Genomic DNA, 26,443 nt, shown 5'->3' with positions numbered 1-26,443 from the left:
TCACTTGAAATGAATCTTTTGAGAAAGATCAACCCTCGCCTGGCGGGGTACCGATACCGTACCTCCCATCCAGACTTCATCCAGAGGACCCACCATGAGCCAAGGCTTTACCAGCCAGACGGCACGCAACATCTTCTACGGAGGCACGCTGTTCTTCGTGTTGCTGTTTGCCGCGCTGATCCTGCACACCGAAACCAAGATTCCGGAACGCGCAAAGACGGAAAACCTTACCCCCGCAGTGGTGCGAGGCAAACACCTTTGGGAAACGCGCAATTGCATCGGCTGCCACACGCTGCTGGGTGAAGGCGCCTACTTTGCCCCCGAGCTGGGCAATGTGTACGAGCGACGCGGCCCCGACTTCATCAAGGGCTGGATGAAAGCCATGCCCACCAACACGCCCGGGCGGCGCCAGATGCCCCAGTTCAACTTCACCGACGAGCAACTCAACGACTTGGTCGAGTTCCTGCGCTGGTCCAACGGCATCAACACCGAGAAGTGGCCACCCAACATCGAAGGCTGAGCCCTTCGCTTCTCGACGCCTCATCCCACAAGGATCACCTTATGCAAACCGCCAACGTCAAATATTCGTCGCAGGCCGTAGCCAAGCTGTACTTCATTGCAGCGCTCGGCCTGTTCACAGGGCAGATCATCTTCGGCTTTTCATTGGGGCTGCAGTACGTCATCGGCGATCTGCTTTTCCCGGCCATCCCTTTCAACATTGCCCGCATGGTGCACACCAATCTGCTCATCGTGTGGCTGCTTTTTGGCTTCATGGGGGCGGCCTATTACATGGTTCCGGAAGAAAGCGAGACCGAGCTGTACAGCCCATGGCTGGCCAAAATGCTCTTCTGGGTTTTTCTGGCTGCAGGCGCTGCCACCATCCTTGGCTACCTGCTGGTGCCCTATGCCAAGCTGGCCGAAATGACAGGTAACGACTTCCTGGCCACCATGGGACGGGAATTCCTGGAACAACCCCTGCCCACCAAGGTTGGCATCGTGCTGGTCTGCCTGGGTTTTCTCTTCAACATCAGTATGACCGTGCTCAAAGGCCGCAAGACGGCCATCTCTTTGGTGCTTTTGATGGGGCTGTGGGGACTTGCGCTGATGTTCCTGTTCAGCTTCGTGAACCCCAGCAATCTGGTGCGCGACAAGATGTACTGGTGGTTCGTGGTGCACCTGTGGGTGGAAGGCACATGGGAGCTGATCATGGCGTCACTGCTAGCCTTCGTGTTGATCAAGACGACAGGCGTGGATCGCGAGGTGATCGACAAGTGGATGTACATGATCGTGGCCTTTGCGCTCATCACAGGCATTCTGGGCACAGGCCACCATTTCTACTTCATCGGGCTGCCAGGCTACTGGCACTGGGTAGGTAGCGTTTTCTCTGCCATGGAGCCCATCCCATTCTTCATGATGACGCTGTTCGCTTTCAACATGGTGCAACGCCGCCGCCGCGAGCACCCCAACCAGGCCGCGGTGCTCTGGGCTGTGGGCACATCGGTCATCGGTTTTCTGGGTGCGGGTGTGTGGGGGTTCATCCACACACTCAGCAGCGTGAACTACTACACCCATGGCTCCCAAGTGACTGCCGCGCACGGACACCTGGCCTTCTATGGAGCCTATGTGCTGGTGGTACTGGCCATCATCAGCTACGCCATGCCCATCCTGCGAGGCCGGGAGGCCAACCCTCTGCGAGCACAGCGCTGTGAAATGTGGAGCTTCTGGATCATGAGCATCGGCATGGCTGTGATGGTGCTGGCGCTGAGCGGGGCCGGCATCCTGCAAGTGTGGCTGCAACGCATGCCCACCACCGGAGCCCTGTCGTTCATGGCCACCCAAGAGCAGCTCGTGTTCTTCTACTGGGTGCGTGTTGGCGGTGGTGTGATGTTCCTGCTGGGTTTGCTGACTTACCTGAGCAGCTTCTTTGTAGGCCCTGCCCCTGACGAAGCCGACCTCACTCCTGGCCTGAGCCTCCACTTGCAGAGGGCATGAGCATGCACACCGCATACGCTGAAAGGGCTCATGCGGGGGCAGCCCCCATACACGGGGCATCCTCGCATACCGCCACGGCGCTTCCCTACTACGCAGAGCAAGCGGATGAGTGCACGCTATTTGCCCATTGCCATGCACAACAGCTCCCCTTGCTGATCAAGGGTCCCACAGGCTGCGGCAAGACACGGTTTGTGGAGCACATGGCGGCACGCCTGGGCCGCCCACTGATCACCGTGTCATGCCACGACGACCTGAGTGCAGCCGATCTCGTCGGTCGACACCTGATCGGCCAGGGCAGCACCGTGTGGGCCGATGGGCCGCTGACACGGGGAGTGCGCGAGGGGGCCATCGTCTATCTGGATGAAGTGGTCGAGGCTCGCAAGGACACCACGGTGGTGCTCCACCCCCTGGCGGACGACCGACGCGTGTTGCCCGTGGAGCGTACGGGCGAGCTGATCAAGGCACCGCCAGAGTTCATGCTGGTCATCTCGTACAACCCTGGTTACCAAAACCTGCTCAAAGGGCTCAAACCCAGCACGCGCCAGCGCTTCACGGCACTGGCACTGGACTACCCTGCCCCAGCCGTGGAGCGCCGCATTCTGGAAGTCGAGGGTGGCGTGCCCGCCCAGGTGGCCGCACGCCTGGTTCAACTGGCACAGGCTTTGCGTCGGCTCACCGACCATGATCTGGAGGAAACTGCCAGCACCCGTCTGCTGGTGATGGCAGCGCGGCTGATAGCAGCCGGCATGGGCATGCAGCAGGCTTGCCATGCGGCCGTGATCCAGGCATTGAGCGATGACCCAGAAACCGTGCGCGCATTGCAAGACGTAGTCGGCGCTGTGGTAGGCGATGAACCCTGACCCTGCTGGTGCGGCACATCACAGGGATGACAGCTTCATGCGACCGATGCCTGGGGCTTTGAGGAGTCCAAGACACGATCTGCAGCAAAGACTGCAGCCGCTGCGAAGAACCTCCCAAGCCGTGTTCATGGGTCTGTTCGTGCTGGCACCCGCCTTCAATCTGCTGCGCTTTGACCTGAATGAGACCCAGCTGTGGTTTCTGGGAATGCGATGGTCGCTGGGTATTGATGCCTTTCAGCGTGGAGAAATCTCCGCTTTGGCCGCTGGGTGGGGAATCTTCTGGCGTGGCATTCTGCCTGCGCTGGGGGTTGTGATGGCCTTTCTGGCGGTGGCATACCACTGGGGCCGCGTATATTGCGGCTGGCTGTGCCCGCACTTTTCGATGGTGGAAACACTGAACGCCTTGCTGCACCGGGCGACGGGCAAGCTCAGCCTGTGGGACAAGGCGCGCACACCCAAACCGGGGCATCACGCCCAGGGACGCTGGTGGCCTGTGTTCCTGGCCAGCTGCCTGCTGTGCGGCTTTGTCTGGGCCACGACATTGCTCACTTATCTGCTGCCGCCCACTGAAATCTGGCGAAATTTAATGCAGTGGACGCTGACGCCGAATCAGGCCCGATTCATCGGCATTGGCACGATTCTTTTCACGCTGGAATTTGCCGTGGCCAGACATCTCTTTTGCCGCTTTGGATGCGCAGTGGGTTTATTTCAAAGCCTCGCCTGGATGGCCAACCCGCGCGGCATGGTGGTGGCCTTTGAAAGAGAGCGTGCACGAGAGTGCCGCACCTGCGATGCCCCGCGTGGCAGCGCCTGTGATCACCACTGCCCCATGCGTCTGCACCCACGCAACATCAAACGCATGATGTTTGCCTGTGTGCAGTGCGGTCAATGCCTGACAGCCTGCGCTGAATCACAAGCCATACAGGCACGAGCCCCTTCGCTGGAATGGCGTGTGGGCGTGGAGGCGATACGCGAAACCCTGCGCCAAAGGCGTGACGGAGCACCGTAATGGAAGAGTGGATCGGACAATGGTGGCATCGGGCCATCACTCGCCTCGCAGAGGCACCCGGCAGCGAAGAAACCGTGACGCTGGAAGAAATGCAACGCAGCATAGCGTTGCTGTACCGGGCGGGCGGCGGGGATGCATCCATGCGAATCACTTCAGCCTCATCCACCCGGCACGGAGGGCCCAGAAACTGGCTACAGAAACTGGCAGGCAGTGGCATTCGCAGCGCCATGCCAGAGCTGGATACTCAAACCCTCGCACTCCCCTCTTCCATCTCCGTATTTCCTGCCGCCCAGCTCAACCGTGACCTTTACCTGTGGCTGGCGGCCATTGCGGTTGTGTTTGAGCCTACGGGAGACTGGATTGCAGACAACCGGGCCGCCACGTCGCGAGCATTGCAACGTTTTGCGGGGTTGCGCGCGCGTCACCAACGTTTGGTGACCACGCACCTTCAGCAGCGTCCTGCACTCCACAGCCTGCGACCTGCGGATGCGCTCGCTGAAGCTGCTGTTCAGGCTGCGTTGAGAGACGAGGACCATGCATGCACGCAGGTCACGCCCCGGAATGTGGCACCCGTTTGGCTTTGGTTGAATTTTTGCGAAACACTTGGAAGCACTACCGGACCTCGAAAACCCGGCAGTACGCATGCGTCCGACATCCCACAGCAACCCGCCAGAAGCGAAAGCACACGGCGGAGAACGCGCAGTGTGCAGCCACCGTCTTCGCGCAACACCCTGCTGCTTTCAGCCAAGACAGATTCTCTGCGCAGCTGGAGTGAGCTGGTGAAGCTTGACCGCAGCACAGACGAGGAGCCAGATGCCGACGCGGCAACCGCCGCCAATGACATGGACGTGCTGTCGCTGTCTCAGGGCGAACAGACCTCCGCGGCACGGGTGAAATTCGACCTGGACCTGCCCAGCGCCTGCGCTGATGACCTGCCACTAGGACCCGGTACGCGCACCCCGGAATGGAACTGGAAACAACGCAGACTATTGCCTGATCACTGTGCAGTGCAGTGCGTGGTCGCACGACCAGGGGCACCGTATGCACCAGCGGCAGCACTACAGGCCACAGCGCGCAAAGTGCGACGGCGGCTGGAAATACTGCGTGCAGCGCCACGCTGGCAACGGGCCCAGACCGCGGGTGATCAGATGGATCTGGACGCCTGGGTGCGTTTTCAGAGTGAGGTGGATGCTTCCCTCATCCATAGCGATTCACCGCCTGTGTACATGCAGCGGCAACGTTCGGAACGCAGCCTGGCCACGCTGGTGCTGGCTGACTTGTCTCTTTCCACCGATGCGCACGCCAATTCCAGCGCACGCGTGATCGATGTCATCCGCGACAGCCTGTACGTTTTTGGCTCTGCACTTTCCGGCACAGGCGATGCGTTTGAAATTCTGGGGTTCAGTTCGGTGCGCAGGCACAACGTGCGTATCCAGCACATCAAGGGGTTCCATGAAGCCTGGAGCCCCACAGTGCAAACGCGCATCGGCGCACTCAAACCAGGCTTCTACACCCGCATGGGGGCGGCCATCCGCAACGCGACAGAAAGGCTTTCAGTCAGACCTGAGCGCCAACGGCTGTTGCTCGTATTGACCGATGGAAAACCGAACGACCTGGATGTCTATGAGGGCAGATACGGCCTGGAAGATACCCGCCATGCAATACAGGAAGCGCGCAACGCCGGCATCTCCCCCTTCTGCGTGACCATTGACCGGGAGGCTCACCAGTACCTGCCCATGCTGTTTGGAATCCAAGGCTACGCACTGGTGCGTCGCCCACAGGATTTGGTCAGACAGCTAACGCAAGCATGGGCAAGCTTGGCAAAGTGATGCAAGGCCACTTCAGTGCCGCAGCCAGGCGGGCACCTTGAAGCGGACAATTGCCAAGTACGCCGAAACGTAGCTCACCACAAACAACCCGCAAAAGCCCATCAGCAGCAGCGTGTTGTTCCAGAACAGCACTGCAGGCACCACGGTGAGCAATGTGAACCCCCACAGGTAAGGAGAGGTCCGATTGTTGCGCATGAGCACCCGGCGCGACTCGTCATCGTGGAACACACCGCGCACTATGCGCCGATAGATCAGCTGATGAAAGTGCAAAGCGTCTGCTACCCCAGGCGAAATGCCTCGCACTGCTTTGCGATAGATGGAAAAAATGGTCTCCCACACAGGGTAGATCAACAGCAACATCGGGAACCATGGGGACACATCGGCGTTGCGCTGCACCAGTGAAATACTGGCCAGGGCAATCACCACGCCCCAGATGTAGGCCCCACCATCTCCGGCAAACACCATCCCGCGAGGGTAATTCCACACCAGAAATCCGGCGGTGGCAGCCGCTGTACATACCAGCAGCGCCGCCAGTGCGCGGTCACCCACCTGCAAAGACACATGGGCCAGTGCAAGGCACACAATTAGTGCAACCATGCCTGCCAGCCCGTTGTACCCATCGATGATGTTGAAGGCATGCGGCAGGCCAGCCACCGCCAGCATCACGATACACACGCTCAACCACGGGGCCCAGACCAAAAGAACATCAAGCCAAGGCAGGCCCAACCGAGGCAAGGTCAGACCCAATCCCCACACAGCGACGGAGCCCGACAAGGCAGTGAGAAACAGGCGATAGCTCACCCGCAGGCGCTGAGTCATGTCTTCGGCAATACCGCCGAGGGCGGCGGGCAAGAGTACGGCAAGCCACCCAAGCGCCAAGGCAGGCACCAGTCTCAGCGACCCAGGATCGCCCCAACTAGTTTGAATCACACCCAACACCCAACTGGCGCCCACTCCAGCCAAAACAGCCAAACCACCCAGGCGAGGTACGTGTCCCAAATGAAATCGTTGTGGCATCTCCTCGCCATACAACTCAGCGTGCTCGCGCGCCCAGCGAACAACACCCGCAGCAACCACTGCGGAGACAAGAAATCCAACAAACGATAACCAAATCATGGGGCGCTGATCCTACCCGGCGTTGTTACATCTGACTGTAACAATTGGCGAGCCCGCCAAAATACGGGTGATGACCACAAACGTATCAAACTACGCACATGCCACATCAAGTGGCGAAAACTTCTTCGGCTTGCTCTTCGCCCGGCGTGGATGACGCTCACAGCCCCCTTCTCCAATCTGAGTCCGCAAAGCCGCATGCGCAAACAGAGGTCAACGTCTTCGCAGTACATAAAGTAAGACTCATCAAATCCCCTCAACCGATTCCATACATCGCGTTGAAAAACCAAGCATGCCGCGTTTACCCAATCGGCACGCCGATCTTGCAAGCCCAACAGGCGACGGCGCAGCAGAGCGGGAATCGTCGGCAATACCCTCTCGAAATCTTGCACGCGGCCATGCGCATCAACTTGCGTGGGATACGCGCAGCCCACATTGGGGCACGCGGCCGTTTCTTGCAAACGCGCCAGAGGATCTGTACCCCCCAAAAGCTCGACGTCTGGGTTAAGTACACAGACAAATGATTCCATCGCATCCGTCAACGCAAGATTGTGGTTTCGGCCAAAACCCAAAGGGCGCGTATTGCGCCTGACTTCCAACACAAATGGCCACCCCCCCTCGGGGGGGGTAGGTTCCGCCTCGGGGACATTAAGAGTCAGTACAACACGACGAGTGACGGCACTCTGCGCTGCAAGCGCTTGAAGTAATCGGAGAACGGGCTCGCCGTGACCATGACTGACAATCGAGACGACCATATCGCCCCCTGGACGGGAGTATGTATTCATAAACTTTATTGTTACAGGGTTGGCTACTCGTCCTAGCTGCGAATTTCGCTTACCTCACAGATCCAGCGACGCAGCCTTCCCCAGAAGGGAGCGGGTGCGCAGCGAGCCTTGCTCTGCTGTAGGGCTGAACACGCAGCGATAATTCGGGGATGACGCACCCTATTGACGACTTGCACGTATATCTGCGGACCATCCAAGCCGACGAACGGACTTCATTGTCCGTCCTAGCAAGCCACATTCACTCTCAAGCCAGCGTGTTGGATCTGGGTTGCGGCAGTGGCGCACTGGGCCAATACCTATCCGAGACTCGCTCTTGTGTGAGCGATGGCTTAACCTGGAGTCAGCGGGAAGCTGATCACGCACGGCCTTTTTATCGCAAGGTCGTCGTGGCCGATCTGGAGCAGTGTGACCTTAATACGGTGTTCGGATCTTCGCGCTATGACTATATTGTGTGCGCAGATGTTTTAGAGCATTTGCGCCAGCCTGAGCGCATCTTGGATGCATGTCGTAGTTTGCTGAAGCCTTCAGGACAACTGCTGATATCCGTGCCAAATGCAGGCTACTGCGGGTTGATTGCCGAATTGCTTCAAGGAGAGTTTCGGTACAGAGAAGAGGGCTTACTGGACAAAACGCATCTACGCTTTTTTACTCGCCGCTCGCTTACCCGATTCATGGATGAGCACCAGTGGAAGATGCAAACACTGGAAACGGTAGAGCGAGAGCTTCCAGAGTCTGAATTCAAGTCCCGTTTCGACAACTTACCTCCTGCGGTGGCACGCTACCTTCTTGCTACGCCGGATGCACTAACTTATCAGTTCATAGGCGCAGCCATTCCGGAGGCAGTCTCCGATAAGGCGGAACTGGAGGAGCCTCCGCTTGCATCCGCGCAAGCCGGATTCACTGCACAGCTTTATCTGGGCTACGACGGCTCATACTCAGAAGACAAGAAGCTTTCCACCCTCGGCTCCATTGGAGTGGATCAGCAGTCTCTGCATTTTCACCTTCCGAAAGACAAAAAAAACCTTTCTGCACTACGCCTCGACCCTTCAGACCGCCCCGGCTTTCTGCACCTTTATCGCATCGCAGTCCAGGACGGAGAAGGCCACCCCCTGTGGGAATGGAAATACGGTGACAAAGGCCAACCTATCGGAGCAAAACACCAGCAGGTAGTGTGGAATGCACCACTGTATCCAGCGTCTAGCGCAGCAATCCTGCTGCTGACAGGAGATGACCCTTGGTTTGAACTGCCAATTCCGTCCAATGTTTTGTCCAAGATCCCAGAGTTGGAAGACGCGGTAGTCGTAATTGAAGTCGGCTGGCCTATGTCTGCGGACTATCTGGCGTTGGCCAATACCGTTCAGCCTCTGCAGTTAGAAATTGAAAAGCTGTCCCAGCTCACCACAAGCAAGGACCAGGAGATTTCGCAATTTCAGCAAAGTTTGAACCAGACTCAGTCCCAACTGAATCAGACTCAGTCCCAACTGAATCAGACTCAGTCCCAACTGAATCAGACTCAGTCCCAGTTGGAGCAGACTCAGTCCCAGTTGACTCAAACCCAAAGTCAACTTCACGAAAAGGGCTTGCAACTGTCGCAGCTTCAGGCACAGCTTCAGCAGGCTGACGCACAGATACTGCGTGCGAGTACCCAACTTGCTCATGCGCATCACACCAACACCGAACTTGCCAATCATCGGCAAGAATTGATGGCCCATCGCCAAGAACTGATGCAAGCTTGTAAACGCCAGCAAACAGAATTTGACGCCCTCGCTGCCTATTTGCGCTCGATTGAGAACTCCACAGTTTTTCGAGCCACCCGCCCCTTGGTCAAAGCAAAAATGTGGTTGGATCAAATGCTTGGTCGCAGAGTTGCCCCTTCCACTCCCCTGCAAGGTCCACAGCCACTCGTACCTGCGCCACACTCTGTGGATGTGATCGTTCCCGTCTATCGGGGGTTGGCCGACACACAACTGTGCATTGGTTCGGCGTTGGCCAGTCAGTGCAAAACGCCATTCAGGCTGGTCGTCATCAACGACGCAAGCCCAGAGCCTGAAGTAACTCAGTGGCTGCGCGAACAAGCCGCCCAAGAGCCGCGAATTCTCCTGCTGGAGAACGAAGTCAACCTCGGTTTTGTAGGCACCGTGAACAGGGGCATGGCGCTGAGCGAAAGCAACGACGTGCTTCTGCTCAACAGCGACACCGAAGTGGCCAACGACTGGCTCGACCGTATCCGCAACGCGGCCTACAGCGATACCAAGGTGGGCTCAGTTACTCCGTTCTCCAACAACGCCACCATTTGCAGCTACCCACAGTTTTGCAAAGACAACGAATTGCCCGCTGGCTATGACACTGCGCGCCTGGACAAGCTGTGTGCGCAAACCAACCCTGGCATGGTGGTGGACGTGCCGACCGGCGTGGGCTTTTGCATGTACATCCGGCGTGATTGTCTCCAGGAGGTCGGGCTGTTCGACACCGCCAATTTTGGCAAGGGCTACGGTGAAGAAAATGACTTCTGCCAACGGGCCCAAGCTGCGGGGTGGCGCAACCTCCACCTGCTGGACACATTCGTACTGCACACCGGGGGCGTCAGTTTCGGCGCGAGCAAGAGCCCGCGCGAGCAGGCTGCCATGGAGACCTTGCGGCGTTTGCACCCCCGCTATGAGCCGCAGGTCATGGCCTTTGTTCAAGCGGACCCCGCCCGAGTAGCCCGCTTGGCGCTGGATATCGCTCGAATCAAGGCGAGCGGCAAGCCCGTCGTGCTCGCCGTAGTGCATGACCGCAGCGGTGGCACTGTGCGCCACATTCATGAGCTTGCCCAACACCTGAACGAACAGGTCACCACACTGCTGCTGTCACCCGTACCCGGGCACCGCGTCAAACTCAGCCTGCCACAAAAGCAAGAGGCCTTTGCGCTGGAGTTTGAGATCCCAGCACAAATGGACGATCTGCAAAGTATTCTGCGCAGCCTGGGTGTGCGGCACATCCATTACCACCACCTGCTGGGCCACCATCCGTCCATCAAGCAGTTGCCAGCGCAACTGGGCGTGCGCTACGACTTTACGGCGCATGACTTTTACAGCTATTGCGCACGTATCTCGCTCACGGACAACTCAGACCGATACGTACCCGAGCCCGGCCCCGGCCAATGCGGCTGCTGCGCCGCGCAAAGCCACGCCCCAGACGGAAGCACCATGCAGCAGTGGCGCGACAGCAACCGCGTTTTTCTTGAGGCTGCTCGCCACGTTTTTGCCCCCAGCCAGGACACGGCCCGACGCATGGCCGCCTTTGCACCCGCAGCCAATGTGATTGCAGTGCCACACACTGACATGCAGACCCAGTCACCTGCCCCGCAGGTGCATCCCATGGCTGACACCGCCCGGCTCAAGGTTGCGGTTATTGGAGCCCTCAGCACCATCAAGGGTGCTGATGTACTCGAATCCGTGGCCCTGCAAGCAGCCCACACAGACGCGCCGCTGGACTTTCACCTGCTCGGCTATGGCTACCGTAGCCTGCAAACCCAGCCCAAAGCACGGCTCACCGTACACGGCGCCTACGCCGAAGCCGACCTGCCAGAACTGCTGGCCTGGCTGCAGCCTGACATTGTGTGGTTCCCTGCCCTGTGGCCCGAGACTTATAGCTACACCCTGAGTGCGGCGCTGCAAGCCAGCCTGCCCATCGTGGCGCCCGATATCGGGGCGTTTGCAGAACGACTTGAAGGCCGGGCATGGAGTTGGGTGGAACCATGGGACCAGACGCCCGCCGAATGGCTGACGTTCTTTACGCGCATCCGGCAGGCGCACTTTGTGCCGCAACAGCCCCCCACGCCGCCCCAGCCAGCAAAGGCCCACAAGCCCTCGCTTGGTGAACCAGCAGTAGCCGCTGCATGGGCCTATGCCACCGGGTACTTGGCAGGCATGGCACCCGCGCCCCTTGCACCCGCACAAGTGTCGCTTGCGTTTTTGCAGGCCCACCAGCCGACATCCACGCCCGCGCAAGAAACCCGCTCGAAGGCGCTACAAGCATTGGTGTGGCTGCGCTCTTTGCCCTTGCTGCGCGGCGTGGCACGGTGTATTCCACGGCACTGGCAAACTCGGGTGAAAAACTGGCTGCGGGCCTAAAGCTGGCACTCGTCTCTGGCTCCATGAGCCTGCCGCTGTGCCCCCTCGGCATCGGCAGGCTCTGCCTCAATGGGGCTGGATCCGATTCAGGCCAAAATCCAAGGTTTTTTTGGGCGTTAGCGCTTATGAAATAAGCGCTAGCAGCTATCAATAAGTGAGCAAAAGACCGCTCTTCAAGCTTCGCCGAGTCCTTGCCATAGCGCTCGTTTCTTCCATAAAAATGGCAGTCAAGGCAATCGAAACCTGCGCTGACCGCTATCAATTACAGATCAACGCCCCGCACGCAACTCAGTCCTTGCGCAGCAGCAAAAATATCTCGTTGTTCACCAGCCAGTCTCTGGGGTACCGCGACAGCAGCGTCTCAGGCACCTCCAGGTCCACCGTGCGGCGCTCCTCACGGTCCACGCTGAAGCCCGTATTCTTGGCAAACTGAACCAATTCGTCCGCTGTGAGCCGGTTCAACGCCTTGTATTCATTGAAAACAAACCGCTTGTAACCGTCCACGCCAAAATCGGCAAAACCAAAATCCACCTCAGCCGGGTCGATGGGGCCCTGGTGGTTTTCAATCACCCTCCACAACTCATCCTCAGCAGCCAGCAAATGGTGCCAAGGCGTGTCGTCATAACGACGCAGGTGAGAGCCGTAGGGGGAATAAAACAATGGCTCAATCTGAATGAAGAAATAGCCTCCGGGCCGCAAGCAAGCGTGCAAATCGGCAAGTATGGTCGCCAACTGGTCGCGCCGTACGTGCTCGAAAGTGGACCAGCTCATAATGCCGTCGTACTGAACGCCTGCCGGGGCCAATGCATCGCCCGACTGGATGGTTTCAAACGTCAGCGCCACGGGCACTCGTCGCATTCCCAATTGCTCACGGGCAATGCGTGGCAATTTCTGGTATTCGCGCCGCACATCCACGCCGTGGATGGAGGTTGCGCCATAGCGCAGCACCAGCGACAAGTCGGTGATGCCATCGCCGCAGCCAAAATTCAAAAACCGCGACTGGGGAATATCCAGCACACCGCCCACCCAATGATTCACCACATCGGCTGCGTATTCAAAGTGGGCACGAAACCATTCGTCGGTGATTTGCCCGGCATTCCAGGGCGCGATACCCCACAGCCGCTCTTGCAAACGCGCAATCAGACCCATGCATTACCTCCTTTGGGTGGGTGCCGCGCCACCGCCCTCAGCGCGCACACCGTTGTTCTTTACGGCTTGCGCAGCACGTAGGCGTCTTGATGGTTCCAAAAATGCACCAAGGACTTGTGCACCAAGCTCTCAGCCCCCACGGTTTCAGCAATGCGCGCCAGCACAAACGGCTCGGCAGTGAAGGCTGTGCCGTATTCCTGCGCATCAATCGCGTTGGATTCACTGGAGGCAGCAAAGAAATAACCTTCATCATCCAGCGCGACATGATCGAAAGCTGCGGCTTTGACACCGTGAGTAGTGAACACCAGTAAACCGCCGGGCTCCACCGCATCCCACAGCACCTTGAGCCAGCGCGACCACGTGCTGCGTGGCAAATGGCTGAACAACGACAACACAAAGACCAGCCCATAGCGCCGCGGCCATTGCACCTGCTCGGGCGCGCTGGCAGACATCAACCCTTGCACACCAAAAGTCTGCGTGGCAAAGCGCACCGCATCAGGCACCACATCCGACACCGTAATCCGGTCAGCCCCCATCGCCTTGACCAAGTGCCGGGTAAAACGCCCGTGCCCGCTGGCAAACTCCAGCACGCTGGGAGTCTGCAGCAAAGGCTGGCCTACCGCCTCCAGCAGCAGCATCAGTTCCGACAACGTGCGCCATCCATCAGCCAGATAGTCGCGCAAGGGGTTGGTGCTGGACGCATGCCCGGCAAAAAAACCAAAAATATCGTCCTGCGGCGAAATGGTGCAGTCCAACCCCATGATGTTGCGGAATGAACCCATCAGGTCATGAGTCTCGATCAGCGCATGTGCTTGCAACAGCGTGTCGCGCTCACTACGCGCACGTGCCAGCACCTGGGCAGCGCCTGCACGGTCGCCGCGCTCCAGCAGCATCTGTCCCTCTTGCAATAGCTGTTCACCCAGGCTGAGTACCTTGGCTGAAGCCAACGCATGTGAATCGCCGTCCATGCGGCCTTGTTCATCGTTCATCTTTTTCTCTTGAATATCAGTCGGAGCCGATCAGGGAAAGGTTGGCGCAATCCGTCAACTCCAGTGATGCGGCAAGCGCACCAGTCCCGGCAAGGGCTTGGGAAAAATGAAACGGAAGTGCATGAACTGAAACCACTCGTCATACACCGCCAGCCCGGTTTCATCGAACAAAAACGCACTGATCACGTAGTCCCCGCTATGCAACGGAAGATCAGGAAACGTGAGCACCGAGCACCATGTCCCGTCAGATTGCTGCACAGGATGCGCCCCGTCCTCATGGGTTGCCAGCGAGGTAATGCCCACGCCTTTGGACTGCTCAATCATGAATCCGATATGGGGGCGCTCCGCACCCCGCCCCCGCGCCTTGATCGTGACCACCAGATCCTGCCCCCGCAACACGGGTGGCTGCCCATCTTGAGGGTCGGCCAAATTGGCAACGTCTACCGACAAAATGCAGGCACCACCACTATTCGCTGCAGCGACAGGAGCAGCCGGGGTTGCAATCGACTCGGCAACTCCGGTATCTGCAGGGAGGACAACTGTGCCAGATGCACCAGCAGTCTCTGTGTCCGACGGACAGTCAAGCACTGCAGGTAGCGCGGAGGCCGCCGCCTCTGCGGCTTCGCGCTGGCGGGTATACACATCGTATGCCGCCAGCACTTCTTCGGTGCCGCCAAACTGTGCGACCTCCCCCGACTTGAGCCATAGCGCACGATCACACAAATGCCGGATGTGGTATGGGCTGTGTGAGCAGAACAGGATCGTGCACCCGCTGTTGCGGAAGGCAGTGATGCGCTCCACGCATTTTTTTTGAAAGTGCTGATCACCCACGGCCAGTGCCTCGTCGATGATCAGCACATCAGGCTGTACGGCCGTGACCAGCGCGAAAGCCAGTCGCACGGTCATGCCAGATGAATAGGTCTTGACGGGGCGATCCAGCGCCTCACCCAATTCACAGAACTCGATGATCTCTGGCTCAAGGCGCGCCATTTCTTCGCGGGTGATGCCGATCAGGCTGCCACCGAAGTAAAGATTGTCACGCCCACTGAAGTCCGGGTGGAACCCCGCACCCAGTTCCAAAATGGCCGTCACCCGGCCCACACGCTCAATACTGCCTTGGCTGGGCTGCAAGGTGCCAGCCAGCAGTTTGAGCAAGGAGCTTTTACCCGCGCCGTTATCGCCAATGACACCAATGCATTCACCGCGCTGCAACTCAAAAGATACGTTGCGCAGTGCCCAGTGACTACGGTGCGTCGCACGTCCAGTCAGCAAAGAACGCAAACGCGAGCGCGGCGAAGGATAAAGCTTGTACTCTTTGCTGACACCGCTGACTTTTAGTACTGGCGGAGATATCACTAATACTCCAGCTCTCAATTGGATACTCATAGCCAATCAATCAATTGATCGCGGCTGCGCTTCACAAGAACAGCCAAAAACGAGGTTAGCACCATAATCCAGATCAGCGTCACATACCATACACTGAGCGGTGGCCAAGCTCCAACCAACATTAATTCCTGGTATCCCTGAACTAGTGCCGTCATGGGATTGAGCCAAAGAACCCAACGCCATGCGTCCGGAAACATATTCAATGGAAATAAGATGGGCGACAAGTAAATACCCACCGATAACAAAAAACCAACGATCTGAACCGTATCGCGCAGGGCTGCGGCCAATATTGCAAGCAAATAACCCGCCACCAGAGAAAGCGCTAGCTGTAGGAAAAGCAACAATGGGAACGCCAACCATGCAATGGACAAAGGTTGGGAGACCAAATAAGCAAAGCCCACCACTCCCATCAATGGGCCGTAAATGATGGCACTGGCAAACACGGCGCGTGCTGTGAATAAGATGGGCGGCAAGGCATTTTTCTGAAGCAGCCCCCCTGCTTCTATGAGACTGTTCATACCACGCGAAACCGCATCACAAAAAGCCATCCAAGGCAAAGCGCCGACAATTAAAAATGCACCGACAGCGCGGGTAGGAGCACCTTCCGCCAAACGCATTGCAAACACTATATCAAATACTAAATAGTAGGCTGCAACAGTCAACAGAGGCTGTAGATAAGGCCATATCACACCTAGAGCGGTTCCAGTGTGACGTGCGGCGACCTCACGTTGTGTAAGCACCCAGACCAGATCGCGTGCACGCCAGATCGCCGCCCATTCCCGTAACAATGTATCCATACCAAAAATAAACAGAAACCCGCCTTCTGGCGGGTTAACAATCACTTGCCCTGGATAAGTAAAAATAGTGCAATCAGGGAAGGCTACATGTCACTTGGTGGATGGAGTCGAAGCAGGGAGTGTTTGCGGCTTGCCGGCACCAGCGCCATACTTGGCTGCAAGAGCTTCGATTTGCTCATTTTTGACTTCTAGTCCCTGCTGCATTTTCTGAGCCAAGACAACTCGCGCGTCATGCTTGACGTTCTCCATAACTTCCTTGACCAACTCTGGCTTTACTTCATCAAAACCTCGAATATATTCAGGCTTTTTCTCTTGCAACTGAATAATATGATAGCCAAACTGAGTTTTTACAATATCACTCAAAGCGCCAGGCTTGTCTAAAGCAAAAGCAGCGGCTTCGAATTCAGGAACCATCTTGCCTTGGCTGAAGAATCCGAGATCCCCACCTTTGGCTGCACTGCCTTTATCTGCGGATCGATCCGCTGCCAGCTTGGCGAAGTCAGCGCCCTTTTTAAGATCCCCCAATACCTGCTCGGCAGCGACTTTTGCGTCATCTCCATTACCCGCAATCAGAATATGGCGCACTCGGACTTGGGGCTCTACCTTGAAACGATCAGGCTTTGCTTGATAAATGGTTTTCGCCATGGCCTCAGCAGCATCGAGCTTGGGCTCATTAAGGCGATCCATTTTCTCCATCCATGCGTCGGAAAGCACCTTATCGCGGGCAATTTGCAGTGCGGCAGCCACAGCAGGATCTTTCTCCATGCCATCTTTCGCTGCCTGCAATGCCATTGCACGACGCGCATAAAGATTGGAAGCAACTTGGGTCACTGTTTGGGCCCGAGAAAGAACCATCGCCCGCATCTCTTGAGGCATACGCAGTGAATCTGCTTGAATATCTTGCGAGGTAATGGCAAATTCTGGCCCCTGCATTAATACCGAAGGTGTCTCTGCCCATGCAGGGGCCACGCTGCAGGCCATGAACAACAATGCGGCGACGGGTTTCAAAGGCTTGAAGAAAACTGTCATAACTTTTGCAAATAGTCTCGGTTTACAAATAAAAAAAGGCGGGGAAGCTCCCCGCCTTTTTTGATCGCATTTCTGCGAAAAAGTGCCTCAGCTGTAATTACTTAGCTGCGCTGATGAAGCGGTGAGGCCATGTGATACCGTAGGTACCAGACAGACCAGCAGCAACGCTTGGGTTGCTCAGCTTGATGAACGAAGCACCCAGCAGAGGCAGGCCACGGCTACCGTTGGTCACGTCAATGATACCCCAGCCGTTGGTGTAGGTGCCAGAGGTGATGGTAGAACGAGCTACGCTAGCAGCCAGCACCGAGTTACCCGAGCTCTTGAAAGCCAGCACGCTGGTCTCACCGCACAGAGCAACTACGCTTGCCTTGCCAGGAGTACGTGGAGAGAACACAGGGGCGTTAGAAGTTGCGCCAGGTGTTGTTTCTTCACGGTCCCAGAACTTCTGAGCATCAGCTGTCACGCAGATGTTGCCAGAATCGTCTGTAGCCAGCAAAGTGTTGGTAGGAGTGAACCACTCACCAGAGTTGGTGTTGTCAGTCAACGCCACATTCAGCGTACCGGCAGTCGTAGTGTCGCGATGATCACCAGTCAGGTTGGAGTACAAGCGATACTTGGTATTTGTATCGCTCATAGGGTTGCTGGAAGTCACTGCGGCATAGTTGGCAACCACGCTGTAACGGCGGGTAGGCATAGAGAAGACCCAGTCTGTCTTAGCAGAGATGGACTCGTCGTTTGCATACTGGTTGGTCACAGAAGACACCGCCAGAGCATTGGTCAGCAACGAAGCTTGCGCCAGTGGGTAGAAGTCTGCGTTGGTGTAGCCTGTGGGCAGGGTAGCGTATGTCGTCAGGCTGTAGTTAGCAACAGCCAAGTAAGGCGTCGACATGTCTGGCAAATCATAGTTACCAGCAGCCAAGGCCACAGCAGTTGCTGTCTTACCAGCAGTGCTATTCAGCTTGCTGTCTGTGGTGTAAGCACGTGTACGCAGCAGTGGGTCAGCGGTAAACTGGTCGATCACAGTTGCAGCAACAGCAGTGTCGATCTGCGGGAAGTGAACGAAGTTACCACGGCCAGTACCGCCTTCGGCACGAACAGCAGTTGCAGCGCCCGAGAAGGTCGTTGTTTCTGGCACATTGATGATGTACCAGTCACCCATCAGACCACCTGTAGGAGTGTTGAAGCCAGCATTTGCAGCATCTTCTTCCTTGGTGAAGTTGGTCAGAGCAGTATCAAACAAAGTCTTCTCTGCTGTAGAGGCAGCCACGGAGCAAGGAGCTGTGCCGTTAACGTGCTTGATTGCAGAGTACAGAGCAGAGTTCGTCTTGCCTGTCACACCGGCAACAGTGTAGATCTTGTCGGAAGGAATGTCGGCCATATTGAAGATTTCAACGTAACCTTCACGTGTACCGTTTGCCTTTTGAGCGTCAGTGAACTTGGGGTTCAGACGGCCAGTAGAGAAAGACTGAGGCGTATTTTTACCCAAGGCTGGCACCGTGCAGGTGGTGTCAGCAGTTTGGATTTGAGCAATACCGCTAGCGTTAGCAGTTACAGCAGCAGTCCACACGTCACCAGGCGACATGAACACTTGGAAGTCCATCACGTCATCAGAGTTTGCTGCGCCACGGAAGCGAACTTTCACGGCCTTGCCGTTGATGGTGTCAGTGTTCACCACGTGCAGAACGGTCATGTTGCCGTTTTGAGCAGAGTAGTAAGGCACCAGCAGCATGTGACCCACACCACCTTCGGACAGAGTCAGACCCGATGCGTCTGTAGTAGACATGCGGCTCGCCTCACCAGCAGTAGAGGTGATATAGAGACCAGATGCCAGACCCTTGCCGTTCACGGTTTCGACAGAGTTACCGACTGCAGCAGCATTGCCAGAAGCAGCAGCACCCGAACCTGCCAGCAGGTCGGCAGAGGCCGTACCCACAAAGCCCAGGCCACCAATCATGGCAGCAATGCTCAGGGCCAGAACATTTTTCTTCATATAGAAACTCCAGTTAAAAAGTTGGTAAGCGCAACTACCACGATTGATTACGCTAGGGAATGGTAGCACAGCGCTTGGGGGCCTTCTAGGTCTTACAAACCGGTTACAGCCCACTGTTGATTTATTGCAACACTGTTGATTCAGATGGCTTTCATCTCTCTCCTCAGGGTCATGCGGTTGGGGGCAATCGCCAACACATCAAATGTCAAATGTCTTGGTAGCGCCACCATTGGCCGTCCTCGAGCAGCCAGATCTCGTCCAAGTGCGTTGCTATGGTACCCACACTTACCCCCATTAAAGCGGGTGCAGCCTCAACTTTTGTGCGAACCGTGCATTTTTCTGCCTCGCAGTCGACTTTGATCACACTCACGCCCTTGATGCTGGCACCTTTGCCGAACTGCATTTTGTACTGGTCAAACGTATGCACCTTACGGTATGAGGGCGTAGTGAACTCGTAGGCCTGTTCAGCCTGCCCAGCAGCGCGAGCCTTCCAGTAGGCCTCAGCCCGCTGCTTGACCTGGACCTCAGGTTGCGCTGCCCCCATGGTGGCACAGCCAGCCAAAATGAGCACTGCAACTGACATTGTGGCCACAAACGTGGATCGAGTAGCTTGAATTAGTGACATTTTCACCAAGTCTCCTTTTGAAAGAAGTATGAAGTGGGTGCATGCCCACAATAAATTACTGCATTACAGATGGCTGTGGTGCCGTCGGTGCTATGCCGCCCCTTGCGGGCAGGTCCGCTTCTATCGCGCGCAAGCCCTTCAGCCGCTCACGCAAGTCTTCGCTGACCTCTTTGATTTCTACATCAGCCCTGACCACACGTGGCGTAATGATGACCAGCAACTCTGTGCGCACGCCGGTGGAGACTTTTTCTGTAAAGAGGTTCCCCACCAATGGAATATCCTGCAGTAGAGGCACACCTGACTTCTTTGAAGATTGGTTATTTTTGATCAAACCGCCAAGAACGATGGATTCGCCCGAACGGACGGCCACTTTGCTGGATATCTGGCGCTGCAGAAAGGGGCGCTCACCGCCACCCGCAGTGGTCTTTGTGTCTGGCGAGCCAGCGTCGGTCACTGTCTGATCAATTTGCATTGCCACCATATTGCCCGCCGTGACGGATGGTGTCACAGCCAAGTTCACACCAGTGTCCTTGTACTGGATCGTTGTTGAGGTGGTACCAGAGGTGTCATTAGTGATGGTAGAGCTTTTTACAGGAATTTGGTCCCCCACCGCGATAGTGGCGGTATGGTTGTCCAGCACCATCAACGACGGGTTGGAAAGCATCTTGACCAAAGATTTTTCAGCCAAAGCGGTCAATGTGGCTTTGGTGATGCCCGCCGCATTGCGCAAGGTGTAAGAAAACCCTTGACTCACTGCACTTGCGGAACCCACGGAACCGATCCCGCTGTAGCCTGACCGCGCATCTCCGCTAAATGCCCACTTGAGGCCGTATTGCAGGTCATCATTCAACGTCACTTCAATGATGCTGGCATCAATGAGCACTTGGGTCAGAGGAAGGTCCAGCCTCTTCAGGGTGGCTTCAATGCGATTGAATTCTGCACGGGTAGACCATACCAGCACTGAGTTATTGAGGTCGTCCGAAACCAGTCTGATGCTTCCGATCGTGGCGCTGACTGCACCTTGTGTGTTTGCTTGATTAGAACGACTGTTCACCACACCGCCACCGCCCGTAAATGCAGAGGCAAGACTCGCGGCACTTCTGGATGCGCTATTCACTCCAGAGCTGAGGCCACCCAATCCGGTCGTTCCTCCGCTGAATGTGTTCCCGCCCAAAAAGCCTGACTGACCAAAAGACGTGCCGGTAGACGCGCCCAAGCCTGGCGCTACGCCCGTGTTGGCACTTGTAGAAGCCCCTGCACCTTGACCGCCAAACAGCCCGCTAAGCACTGAGGCGAGATGCCGAGCATTGCCATATTGGACCTGATAGACAAAGAGTTGGGGTTCTGAACCACCATCGCTTGGTTGATCTATCCGCTCAATCCAGCGGCGCGCCTCTTCCAGATAAGAAGCTCTTGGCGTAACGACCAAAATGCTGTTGATACGCTCGATAGGCAACACACGCAGTGCACCAAACAAAGGACTGCTTTCACTCAGTGCTGGGGCAGACATGCTGGCACCTGCGGCTGCCGCCGCACCGGGCACTGATGCGATCGTGGCTGGAGTTTGAGTAGCCGCATTACCAGACCCCGCTGCCGGTGCTGTGCCTGCAGGCGATGCGGCACCGCTGACCAACCTGAGGGCGGCCTCTACTTCTTTGACCGTGGCGTGTTTGAGTGGGAACACCCCCACAGACATGCCTTTGAGCAAGTCCACATCAAAGGTATTGACGAGTTCCATCCATCCTTCGGCCTGGGTACGCGTACCCATCATGACCAGCAGATTGCGTACAGAATCGACACGGACCAACGCCTCTGGAGGCACCATGGGCTTGAGAATGGATGCCATTTCGCCCGCACCGATGTACTGAAGCGGAATGATAACTACGCCCAACCCCGGCGGAATAGACGGATTGCCCGGTGTGCCAAATTGACGAACGGTGCCACCAAAGTTCTTCAGTACGTCCGCCCGTCCGGCATGAAAGGTTCCGCGAGCGTCTCTCACCAAAGCAAGGCCGTTGGCCTGCAGCGCGCTTTCCAAAAGGAAAACCGCTTGATCAGGGGTCACCGGTGTCCGGGTTGATAAAGTCACCGTGCCTTGAAGTGGGGGATGCATGACATAGTCCACTTTCAAGATATCACCCAGCACGGTGCGCACGACCTCTGCCACCGGTGCTTCTTCAAACCGGAATGAAACAGGTGTTCCTGGAATTGCAGGAGAAGGCTTTGGTGGAGCAATTACCTGGCCGGTTCCTTTGAGAATACGGGCAGCTGCTGGGTTGCCTTCCGTGGCTGCAGGAGGCACGGTGGCATCTCTGTTTGCAATGGAGTCTTGCTTTGCATTTGGCGCAGCGGTCGCAGGGGGCGAAGAGGGCTCAGCCACCGGAGGGGCTGATGGAGCCACTTGCTCTGTCGCACCGACCTGTGCATGCAGTCCCTGCCCCAAAGTACAGAGGGCGATTGCAAGTACGTAAGGGGATGATTTCATCGTTGAATATGAATTAATGCCTGAGGGGGCTATCAAGAATTGGGGCGAGCCGAACGCCCACCAAAAGAGGCACGAGCAGGCGTTGCAGGGACCGCAGGAGCCCCGCCCCCCCCTGCGCCGCTCGTAGCAGCTGCGTTGCTTGCAGGAGAGACCGGATTTTTCGCAGAGTTGACATCGGGCTGGGACTGCACTGAATCTGCCACCCTAGCTGGTGACGCAACACTCTGCTGAGGGGCCCCCGTGTATGACGTCAAGCTAGCCCGTGTCAAACCCAATACCCGCGTTTGTCCACCTTTCGAAAAGCTTGCTTGTCCCGTGCTAACGGATTGCAGCCGCCAGCCCTCAACGGCGTTATTGAGGGCAACTCTGCGGTCTTTCCCATCTAAATTAAGGATGACACCGCCAACACCTTGGCCTTCATATAGTCCAGTAAGTTTGGCCTGGGCAAAACGGTCGACTGGTTCAGCAGGCTTAGGAGGAGGAGGTGGCGGCGGAGGACGGCGCGTAGGCGAAAACACCGGACGATCCAGCATGGCGACGAACTGGCTCGTATCTGCCAAGCCTGGTCCTGGCAAAGGTGGCAGCAAAGTTTGCAAATCTACCTTGATGGGTTCGGGAGCTGCCCAATGGATATTGCGAATACCCGTGGCTGGCGACCACCAAGCCCAAGCCAATGCGATCACGACTGTAAAGTTGAGCGCGCCCAGAAGGGGTATGGCGAGACGTCTCATTTCTCCCCCTTCAGCACGCCAAAAACAAACTGCACAGACAGTCGGGGTGCCGCGGTCTGTTGCACGTTTTGCAGACCTCCAATGACCTGAACGTCCATTTCGCTCACCAGCATAAGAGGCAGCTGACTCGAAAGCACAGCCAGAGCGCTTTGCAATGCCAGCAGATCCCCCTCAGCCCGTACTGATAGAGGTATGCGCTCAAAGCCTTTTTCAGCCTTGGAAGGCAGGACTTGGCTGCTGCTGATCTGCAACCCGGCAGCAGAGAATATTTCGCGAATACGTTGCTGGGCCATGTTCCCGGCTTGAGCGGCATCCACGCTAGCGGGATATACGTATTTTTCACCGGCCTTTTGCACCTGTTCCAGCACTGCGGCAATGTCGCGCTCTTGCGATGCAAGCCCCGCAAGGCGTGCATGTCGCGGCTCAAGCTCAGCCAATCGAGCAGATGCCCAACGGTGCTTGTCGTACACATAAAACCCAGCCAACAAGACAGGAACAAACAGCAGCCCCACGCTGACAACGAGTGCCAACAACTGACGATTTTTTTGAATGTTCACGACTTATCTCCAGCTGCGCTTGATGCCGGGGAAGCAGCAGGAGTGCTGCCTCCGGCGGCCGAAGCCGGTGAACCGGGTTTTGTTGCGCCACCTCCAAAAGCAGGGCGACCACCAAATGAAGGCCTTGCACCTGAAGCATTGGCGGCTGGCGCTTGGGCCGCTGGCATCCCTGCCTTTCCGGCTGATCCAGTGATAGCGGCGGCCGCTGCAGCAGCGGTACCAGGCGTCCCTCCAGCCGATCTCGGCACGGGCGCCGGACTTGTGGCCGCACCAACAGGTGCAGAGCCAGGCTGCTGGGGCGAGGTGGCAGCCGTGGGATCAGTAGACACGACAGGCGGTGTGGCTGAAGTGTCTGATGGCGATTGAACGGCAGGCGCAGCAACAACGCCTTCAAGTTGAGCGCTTTTCACGCCGTACACTTGGGTGTCAAGCAACAACTCAGCGGCAAAGGTTTCTTTGCCGTTGCCGACCTTGGTCGTCGCAGCAGGAGAACGGACCTCTTTAAAGCCAGGCACTTCACCCAACAACTGCATCAAGGCCGAAGCATTGGCAGTGTGGCCATTCATGATGAGTTTGTTGCCCTGGAGCTTAATGCCCTGTATGGCCGTGTCGTCCGGCAAGGTTTGGGTCAGCTTGTCCAGGACTTTCAAAGGCTCGATACGGCCATTGGTGAGTTCTGATAAAGCAGTCAGTGAATCCACCGAAGCCATGAGTTGCTCACGCTGCTTCACTGCAGGCGCCCCAGCGCGGACGACTTGATCAAAAGAGAGAACCGCCTCGATCGCACGCGAACGCAACTGGAGCGTAGGAGTGATTGCCAACGCAATCAAACCCAATCCGAGTAAGGCCAACAATGCATAACCCCATCGGCGACGCCTTGTGCAATAAGAAGCACGTGCAGCTTCTCCGTAACCTGAGAGTACGACCGGCAGCCCCTGCGACGGCATGACCCACAACTCGATCGGTCGACCTTGGGCCAGCTCTGTCGTGCGAGCGCCAGCTAAAAACTGAGCCACTTGTTTGCGCGAAGCCATGGCCAGTTCGATCTGCTTGCCACCACCAGCTAGTGAACGCACAAAGCCATGCCCCCAAACCAGATCACTCGCGTCAAATGGACTGCTGGTTTTGGCTTCAAGCGCCATGGCTGCTTCTGCGTCTTCCATGGTCATCTCGGGCAGTGCCATGGTTCGACGCAACGCATAGTCGTCAGGCAACTCCACCGCATAAAACTGAGGAGATGCCTTATGCCCGGGTGCAAAAGGACGCAAGTCGCCTTCCCAGACCTGCTGGCTTCCGTCCGCACGGGCAACAAGCACATATGGCAGAGGAGTCAGCCATTCGAACACGGGCCACTGATGCATACGCCGCCATGGCGCCCGCATATCGCGCCAGAGCACAGCTAGATCGACTCCCAGAAAACGGGCATCAGATGAAATAAGAGGCATGTCTTTCAGGATGTAGGGCGATGCTCGATAGGCTCGACCTCGCGCTGTATGTGAAATGTAGTCCAGGGCATTCCGTCCTGGGCTCTGGGCGCGAGATCAACAAAACGCGCTACACGAACGGCACCGCCTTCTGGCAAAGGTACACGGGCAGTGAGCCGGTAACGCCGAACACGGCCGGTACTCAACATGGACGAATCAAGACCCGAGATATCGACGCCCGGCTGACCAGTACCTCGCTGCCGCGCAATCTGACCTGCCAACTGCAAATTACCACCTGCGAGAACGGCCAACACTTCGGGCGGCGCAGCCATGGGATTCACGCCCCCAGAACTGCGTATATCAGCCGTTACAAGGCGCGAAAGTCTAGCATAGAGGTCGTAATTCACCCCAGGGATGCGAAGGAGGTCTTCGGCCACTTCAAACCGACGGCGCGCTCCTTGTGGTGTAGGTTGCGAGCGATATTCGACCACCGCCTGAGCCAGTTGCTCAGCACCAGCCACAGGCAGTTGCCCAGCCACCGTGAACAACTTGGTCAACAGCGGCAACTGCGCGCCATTCAAATCGATCAAGCCATTCAACGGCATGACCTCGACACCAATCACCGAGCCTCGATACTGGACTGCTGTATTGACCAGCCCATCGAGTGGTTGTGGCTGCGCCGCCAACTCTTGCAAAGCGATCTGTATGGCGGCATCGCCCGTAGCGCAAGCTTGAACGCTCTGCCGCGCGGCGCCCAGCATGCGAGCTTCGTCCCGCACGCTGCGCGTGACGCCCGTCACAATGATGGACAAGGCCATCACGATCCACAACACAGCAATCAGGATAACGCCGCGCCTTGACGTCCGCAGCTTTAAAGCAACTGGGAAACACCGCGGACGTCTTACAGTACCGATCATCATCGCCCCCCTCCTCCGAAGGAAGGGCCTGCCGAGAATGGGTCACTAGCGATGAGCCCTCGCATAGCGATGACTAAAGGAGGAAGCCCACCACTAGGCGTAGCCCAGCTGATTTGCACATGCGTGGGCATACGATCTTTGGAGCTCCACACAGGCATCCATATAGGCTCATCCTGGCCCGCGTCCTGGTAATGCAAGCTAAAGGCTGTGACATCGTTTACCAACGCTTCAGCGGGCACGTTTGCCCATGAAACAGGTAATACAGGCTGATCGTAGGGCACAAATTGAAGGGCGATCACCTTATTTGCACCTGCATCAACAAGGGCCAGACGAAAAAAATAGCGCCCGCCTACGCCATAGCGAGGCGGCATGACACCGCCCCAGACAAGCTCCTGCTCGGTTGCACGCAGGAGAAATGGACTCTCTTCCACAGAAGAAAGATCTCGCCGACGCTCTAGAGAGACACGCCCCAGCACCGACTGAAGAAAACCAGCGGCTATACGCAGTTCATCATTACGAGCAAGCCTCAGATCAACACGCTCTTCCGTCTGTGCGGACGTACGTAGAGCAGAACCCAAAGCAAGGACAAGCAACGACAGAAGGGTCATGACGACCAGCATTTCCACCAGCGTGAACCCACCCAGAGTAATCAGCAAGGGAT

The 26,443-nt window shown here is 57.0% G+C and carries 19 protein-coding genes; 6 read left to right on the top strand and 13 right to left on the bottom strand.

Annotated elements, in window-relative coordinates:
* The first annotated feature begins 94 nt into the window (after positions 1–94).
* The 5 genes from AACH87_RS03770 to AACH87_RS03750 all read left to right on the top strand — a co-directional run bounded on the left by AACH87_RS03770 (position 95) and on the right by AACH87_RS03750 (position 5,690).
* Positions 95–520, top strand: a complete 426-nt coding sequence (locus AACH87_RS03770; RefSeq protein ID WP_338797395.1) for a cytochrome c — start codon at positions 95–97, stop codon at positions 518–520.
* Positions 521–561: 41 nt separating this feature from the next.
* Complete coding sequence (locus AACH87_RS03765; RefSeq protein WP_338797394.1) at positions 562–1,992, top strand: cbb3-type cytochrome c oxidase subunit I; 1,431 nt, start codon at positions 562–564, stop codon at positions 1,990–1,992.
* Positions 1,989–2,852 (top strand): CbbQ/NirQ/NorQ/GpvN family protein, encoded by an 864-nt coding sequence (locus AACH87_RS03760; RefSeq protein ID WP_338797393.1) that lies wholly within the window; start codon positions 1,989–1,991, stop codon positions 2,850–2,852. The genes AACH87_RS03765 and AACH87_RS03760 overlap by 4 nt, the downstream gene beginning before the upstream one ends.
* Positions 2,842–3,861, top strand: a complete 1,020-nt coding sequence (locus AACH87_RS03755; RefSeq protein ID WP_338797392.1) for a 4Fe-4S binding protein — start codon at positions 2,842–2,844, stop codon at positions 3,859–3,861. The genes AACH87_RS03760 and AACH87_RS03755 overlap by 11 nt, the downstream gene beginning before the upstream one ends.
* Positions 3,862–4,640: 779 nt before the next feature.
* A complete protein-coding gene (locus AACH87_RS03750; RefSeq protein ID WP_338797391.1) occupies positions 4,641–5,690 on the top strand; it encodes a VWA domain-containing protein in 1,050 nt (349 codons plus the stop codon).
* 12 nt (positions 5,691–5,702) lie between these two features.
* On the opposite strand, the gene AACH87_RS03745 is transcribed toward AACH87_RS03750, so the two are convergent.
* Complete coding sequence (locus AACH87_RS03745) at positions 5,703–6,806, bottom strand: glycosyltransferase (protein ID WP_338797390.1); 1,104 nt, start codon at positions 6,804–6,806, stop codon at positions 5,703–5,705.
* A gap of 931 nt (positions 6,807–7,737) precedes the next feature.
* Here AACH87_RS03745 and AACH87_RS03740 point away from each other — a divergent pair.
* Positions 7,738–11,703 carry a methyltransferase domain-containing protein gene (locus AACH87_RS03740; RefSeq protein WP_338797389.1) on the top strand — a complete coding sequence of 1,322 codons (3,966 nt, stop codon included), beginning with the start codon at positions 7,738–7,740 and terminating at the stop codon, positions 11,701–11,703.
* Between the two features lie 288 nt (positions 11,704–11,991).
* Here AACH87_RS03740 and AACH87_RS03735 read toward each other — a convergent pair whose 3' ends face one another.
* The 12 genes from AACH87_RS03735 to AACH87_RS03680 all read right to left on the bottom strand — a co-directional run bounded on the left by AACH87_RS03735 (position 11,992) and on the right by AACH87_RS03680 (position 26,438).
* Positions 11,992–12,852 carry a class I SAM-dependent methyltransferase gene (locus AACH87_RS03735; protein WP_338797388.1) on the bottom strand — a complete coding sequence of 287 codons (861 nt, stop codon included), beginning with the start codon at positions 12,850–12,852 and terminating at the stop codon, positions 11,992–11,994.
* Between the two features lie 59 nt (positions 12,853–12,911).
* Positions 12,912–13,841 (bottom strand): class I SAM-dependent methyltransferase, encoded by a 930-nt coding sequence (locus tag AACH87_RS03730; protein ID WP_338797387.1) that lies wholly within the window; start codon positions 13,839–13,841, stop codon positions 12,912–12,914.
* A gap of 54 nt (positions 13,842–13,895) precedes the next feature.
* Positions 13,896–15,227 carry an ABC transporter ATP-binding protein gene (locus AACH87_RS03725; protein ID WP_338797386.1) on the bottom strand — a complete coding sequence of 444 codons (1,332 nt, stop codon included), beginning with the start codon at positions 15,225–15,227 and terminating at the stop codon, positions 13,896–13,898.
* The gene (locus tag AACH87_RS03720; protein ID WP_338798842.1) at positions 15,224–16,024 is read right to left on the bottom strand and encodes an ABC transporter permease; all 801 of its coding nucleotides are present in this window, start codon (positions 16,022–16,024) and stop codon (positions 15,224–15,226) included. The genes AACH87_RS03725 and AACH87_RS03720 overlap by 4 nt, the downstream gene beginning before the upstream one ends.
* A 90-nt stretch (positions 16,025–16,114) precedes the next feature.
* Complete coding sequence (locus tag AACH87_RS03715; protein WP_338797385.1) at positions 16,115–17,053, bottom strand: peptidylprolyl isomerase; 939 nt, start codon at positions 17,051–17,053, stop codon at positions 16,115–16,117.
* Positions 17,054–17,150: 97 nt separating this feature from the next.
* Positions 17,151–19,043 (bottom strand): cell surface protein, encoded by a 1,893-nt coding sequence (locus AACH87_RS03710; RefSeq protein ID WP_338797384.1) that lies wholly within the window; start codon positions 19,041–19,043, stop codon positions 17,151–17,153.
* 205 nt (positions 19,044–19,248) lie between these two features.
* Entirely contained in the window at positions 19,249–19,668 is a 420-nt protein-coding gene (locus AACH87_RS03705) for a hypothetical protein (RefSeq protein ID WP_338797383.1), read from the bottom strand.
* A 55-nt stretch (positions 19,669–19,723) separates the two neighbouring features.
* A complete protein-coding gene (gene gspD / locus AACH87_RS03700; protein ID WP_338797382.1) occupies positions 19,724–21,970 on the bottom strand; it encodes a type II secretion system secretin GspD in 2,247 nt (748 codons plus the stop codon).
* Between the two features lie 910 nt (positions 21,971–22,880).
* Complete coding sequence (gspM, locus tag AACH87_RS03695; RefSeq protein WP_338797381.1) at positions 22,881–23,441, bottom strand: type II secretion system protein GspM; 561 nt, start codon at positions 23,439–23,441, stop codon at positions 22,881–22,883.
* On the bottom strand, positions 23,438–24,886 hold the full coding sequence (locus AACH87_RS03690; RefSeq protein WP_338797380.1) for a PilN domain-containing protein: 1,449 nt from the start codon (positions 24,884–24,886) through the stop codon (positions 23,438–23,440). The genes gspM and AACH87_RS03690 overlap by 4 nt, the downstream gene beginning before the upstream one ends.
* Positions 24,887–24,891: 5 nt before the next feature.
* Positions 24,892–25,785, bottom strand: a complete 894-nt coding sequence (locus AACH87_RS03685; RefSeq protein WP_338797378.1) for a type II secretion system protein GspK — start codon at positions 25,783–25,785, stop codon at positions 24,892–24,894.
* Complete coding sequence (locus AACH87_RS03680; RefSeq protein ID WP_338797377.1) at positions 25,782–26,438, bottom strand: prepilin-type N-terminal cleavage/methylation domain-containing protein; 657 nt, start codon at positions 26,436–26,438, stop codon at positions 25,782–25,784. Before AACH87_RS03680 ends, AACH87_RS03685 begins: the two co-directional genes overlap by 4 nt.
* Positions 26,439–26,443: the final 5 nt, after the last annotated feature.

It is taken from the genome of Acidovorax sp. DW039 (assembly GCF_037101375.1).
Lineage (GTDB): Bacteria > Pseudomonadota > Gammaproteobacteria > Burkholderiales > Burkholderiaceae_C > Acidovorax.
Note: the sequence above shows the minus strand (reverse complement) of the source record. Positions and strands in the feature narration are given on the sequence as shown.

Excerpts from the sequence above, each read along its gene's own strand:
- AACH87_RS03770 (WP_338797395.1), top strand. The coding sequence starts at position 95 with ATGAGCCAAGGCTTTACCAGCCAGACGGCACGCAACATCTTCTACGGA.
- AACH87_RS03765 (WP_338797394.1), top strand. The coding sequence starts at position 562 with ATGCAAACCGCCAACGTCAAATATTCGTCGCAGGCCGTAGCCAAGCTG.
- AACH87_RS03760 (WP_338797393.1), top strand. The coding sequence starts at position 1,989 with ATGAGCATGCACACCGCATACGCTGAAAGGGCTCATGCGGGGGCAGCC.
- AACH87_RS03755 (WP_338797392.1), top strand. The coding sequence starts at position 2,842 with ATGAACCCTGACCCTGCTGGTGCGGCACATCACAGGGATGACAGCTTC.
- AACH87_RS03745 (WP_338797390.1), bottom strand. The coding sequence starts at position 6,806 with ATGATTTGGTTATCGTTTGTTGGATTTCTTGTCTCCGCAGTGGTTGCT.
- AACH87_RS03740 (WP_338797389.1), top strand. The coding sequence starts at position 7,738 with ATGACGCACCCTATTGACGACTTGCACGTATATCTGCGGACCATCCAA.
- AACH87_RS03735 (WP_338797388.1), bottom strand. The coding sequence starts at position 12,852 with ATGGGTCTGATTGCGCGTTTGCAAGAGCGGCTGTGGGGTATCGCGCCC.
- AACH87_RS03730 (WP_338797387.1), bottom strand. The coding sequence starts at position 13,841 with ATGAACGATGAACAAGGCCGCATGGACGGCGATTCACATGCGTTGGCT.
- AACH87_RS03725 (WP_338797386.1), bottom strand. The coding sequence starts at position 15,227 with ATGAGTATCCAATTGAGAGCTGGAGTATTAGTGATATCTCCGCCAGTA.
- AACH87_RS03720 (WP_338798842.1), bottom strand. The coding sequence starts at position 16,024 with ATGGATACATTGTTACGGGAATGGGCGGCGATCTGGCGTGCACGCGAT.
- AACH87_RS03715 (WP_338797385.1), bottom strand. The coding sequence starts at position 17,053 with ATGACAGTTTTCTTCAAGCCTTTGAAACCCGTCGCCGCATTGTTGTTC.
- AACH87_RS03710 (WP_338797384.1), bottom strand. The coding sequence starts at position 19,043 with ATGAAGAAAAATGTTCTGGCCCTGAGCATTGCTGCCATGATTGGTGGC.
- AACH87_RS03705 (WP_338797383.1), bottom strand. The coding sequence starts at position 19,668 with ATGTCACTAATTCAAGCTACTCGATCCACGTTTGTGGCCACAATGTCA.
- AACH87_RS03690 (WP_338797380.1), bottom strand. The coding sequence starts at position 24,886 with ATGCCTCTTATTTCATCTGATGCCCGTTTTCTGGGAGTCGATCTAGCT.
- AACH87_RS03685 (WP_338797378.1), bottom strand. The coding sequence starts at position 25,785 with ATGATGATCGGTACTGTAAGACGTCCGCGGTGTTTCCCAGTTGCTTTA.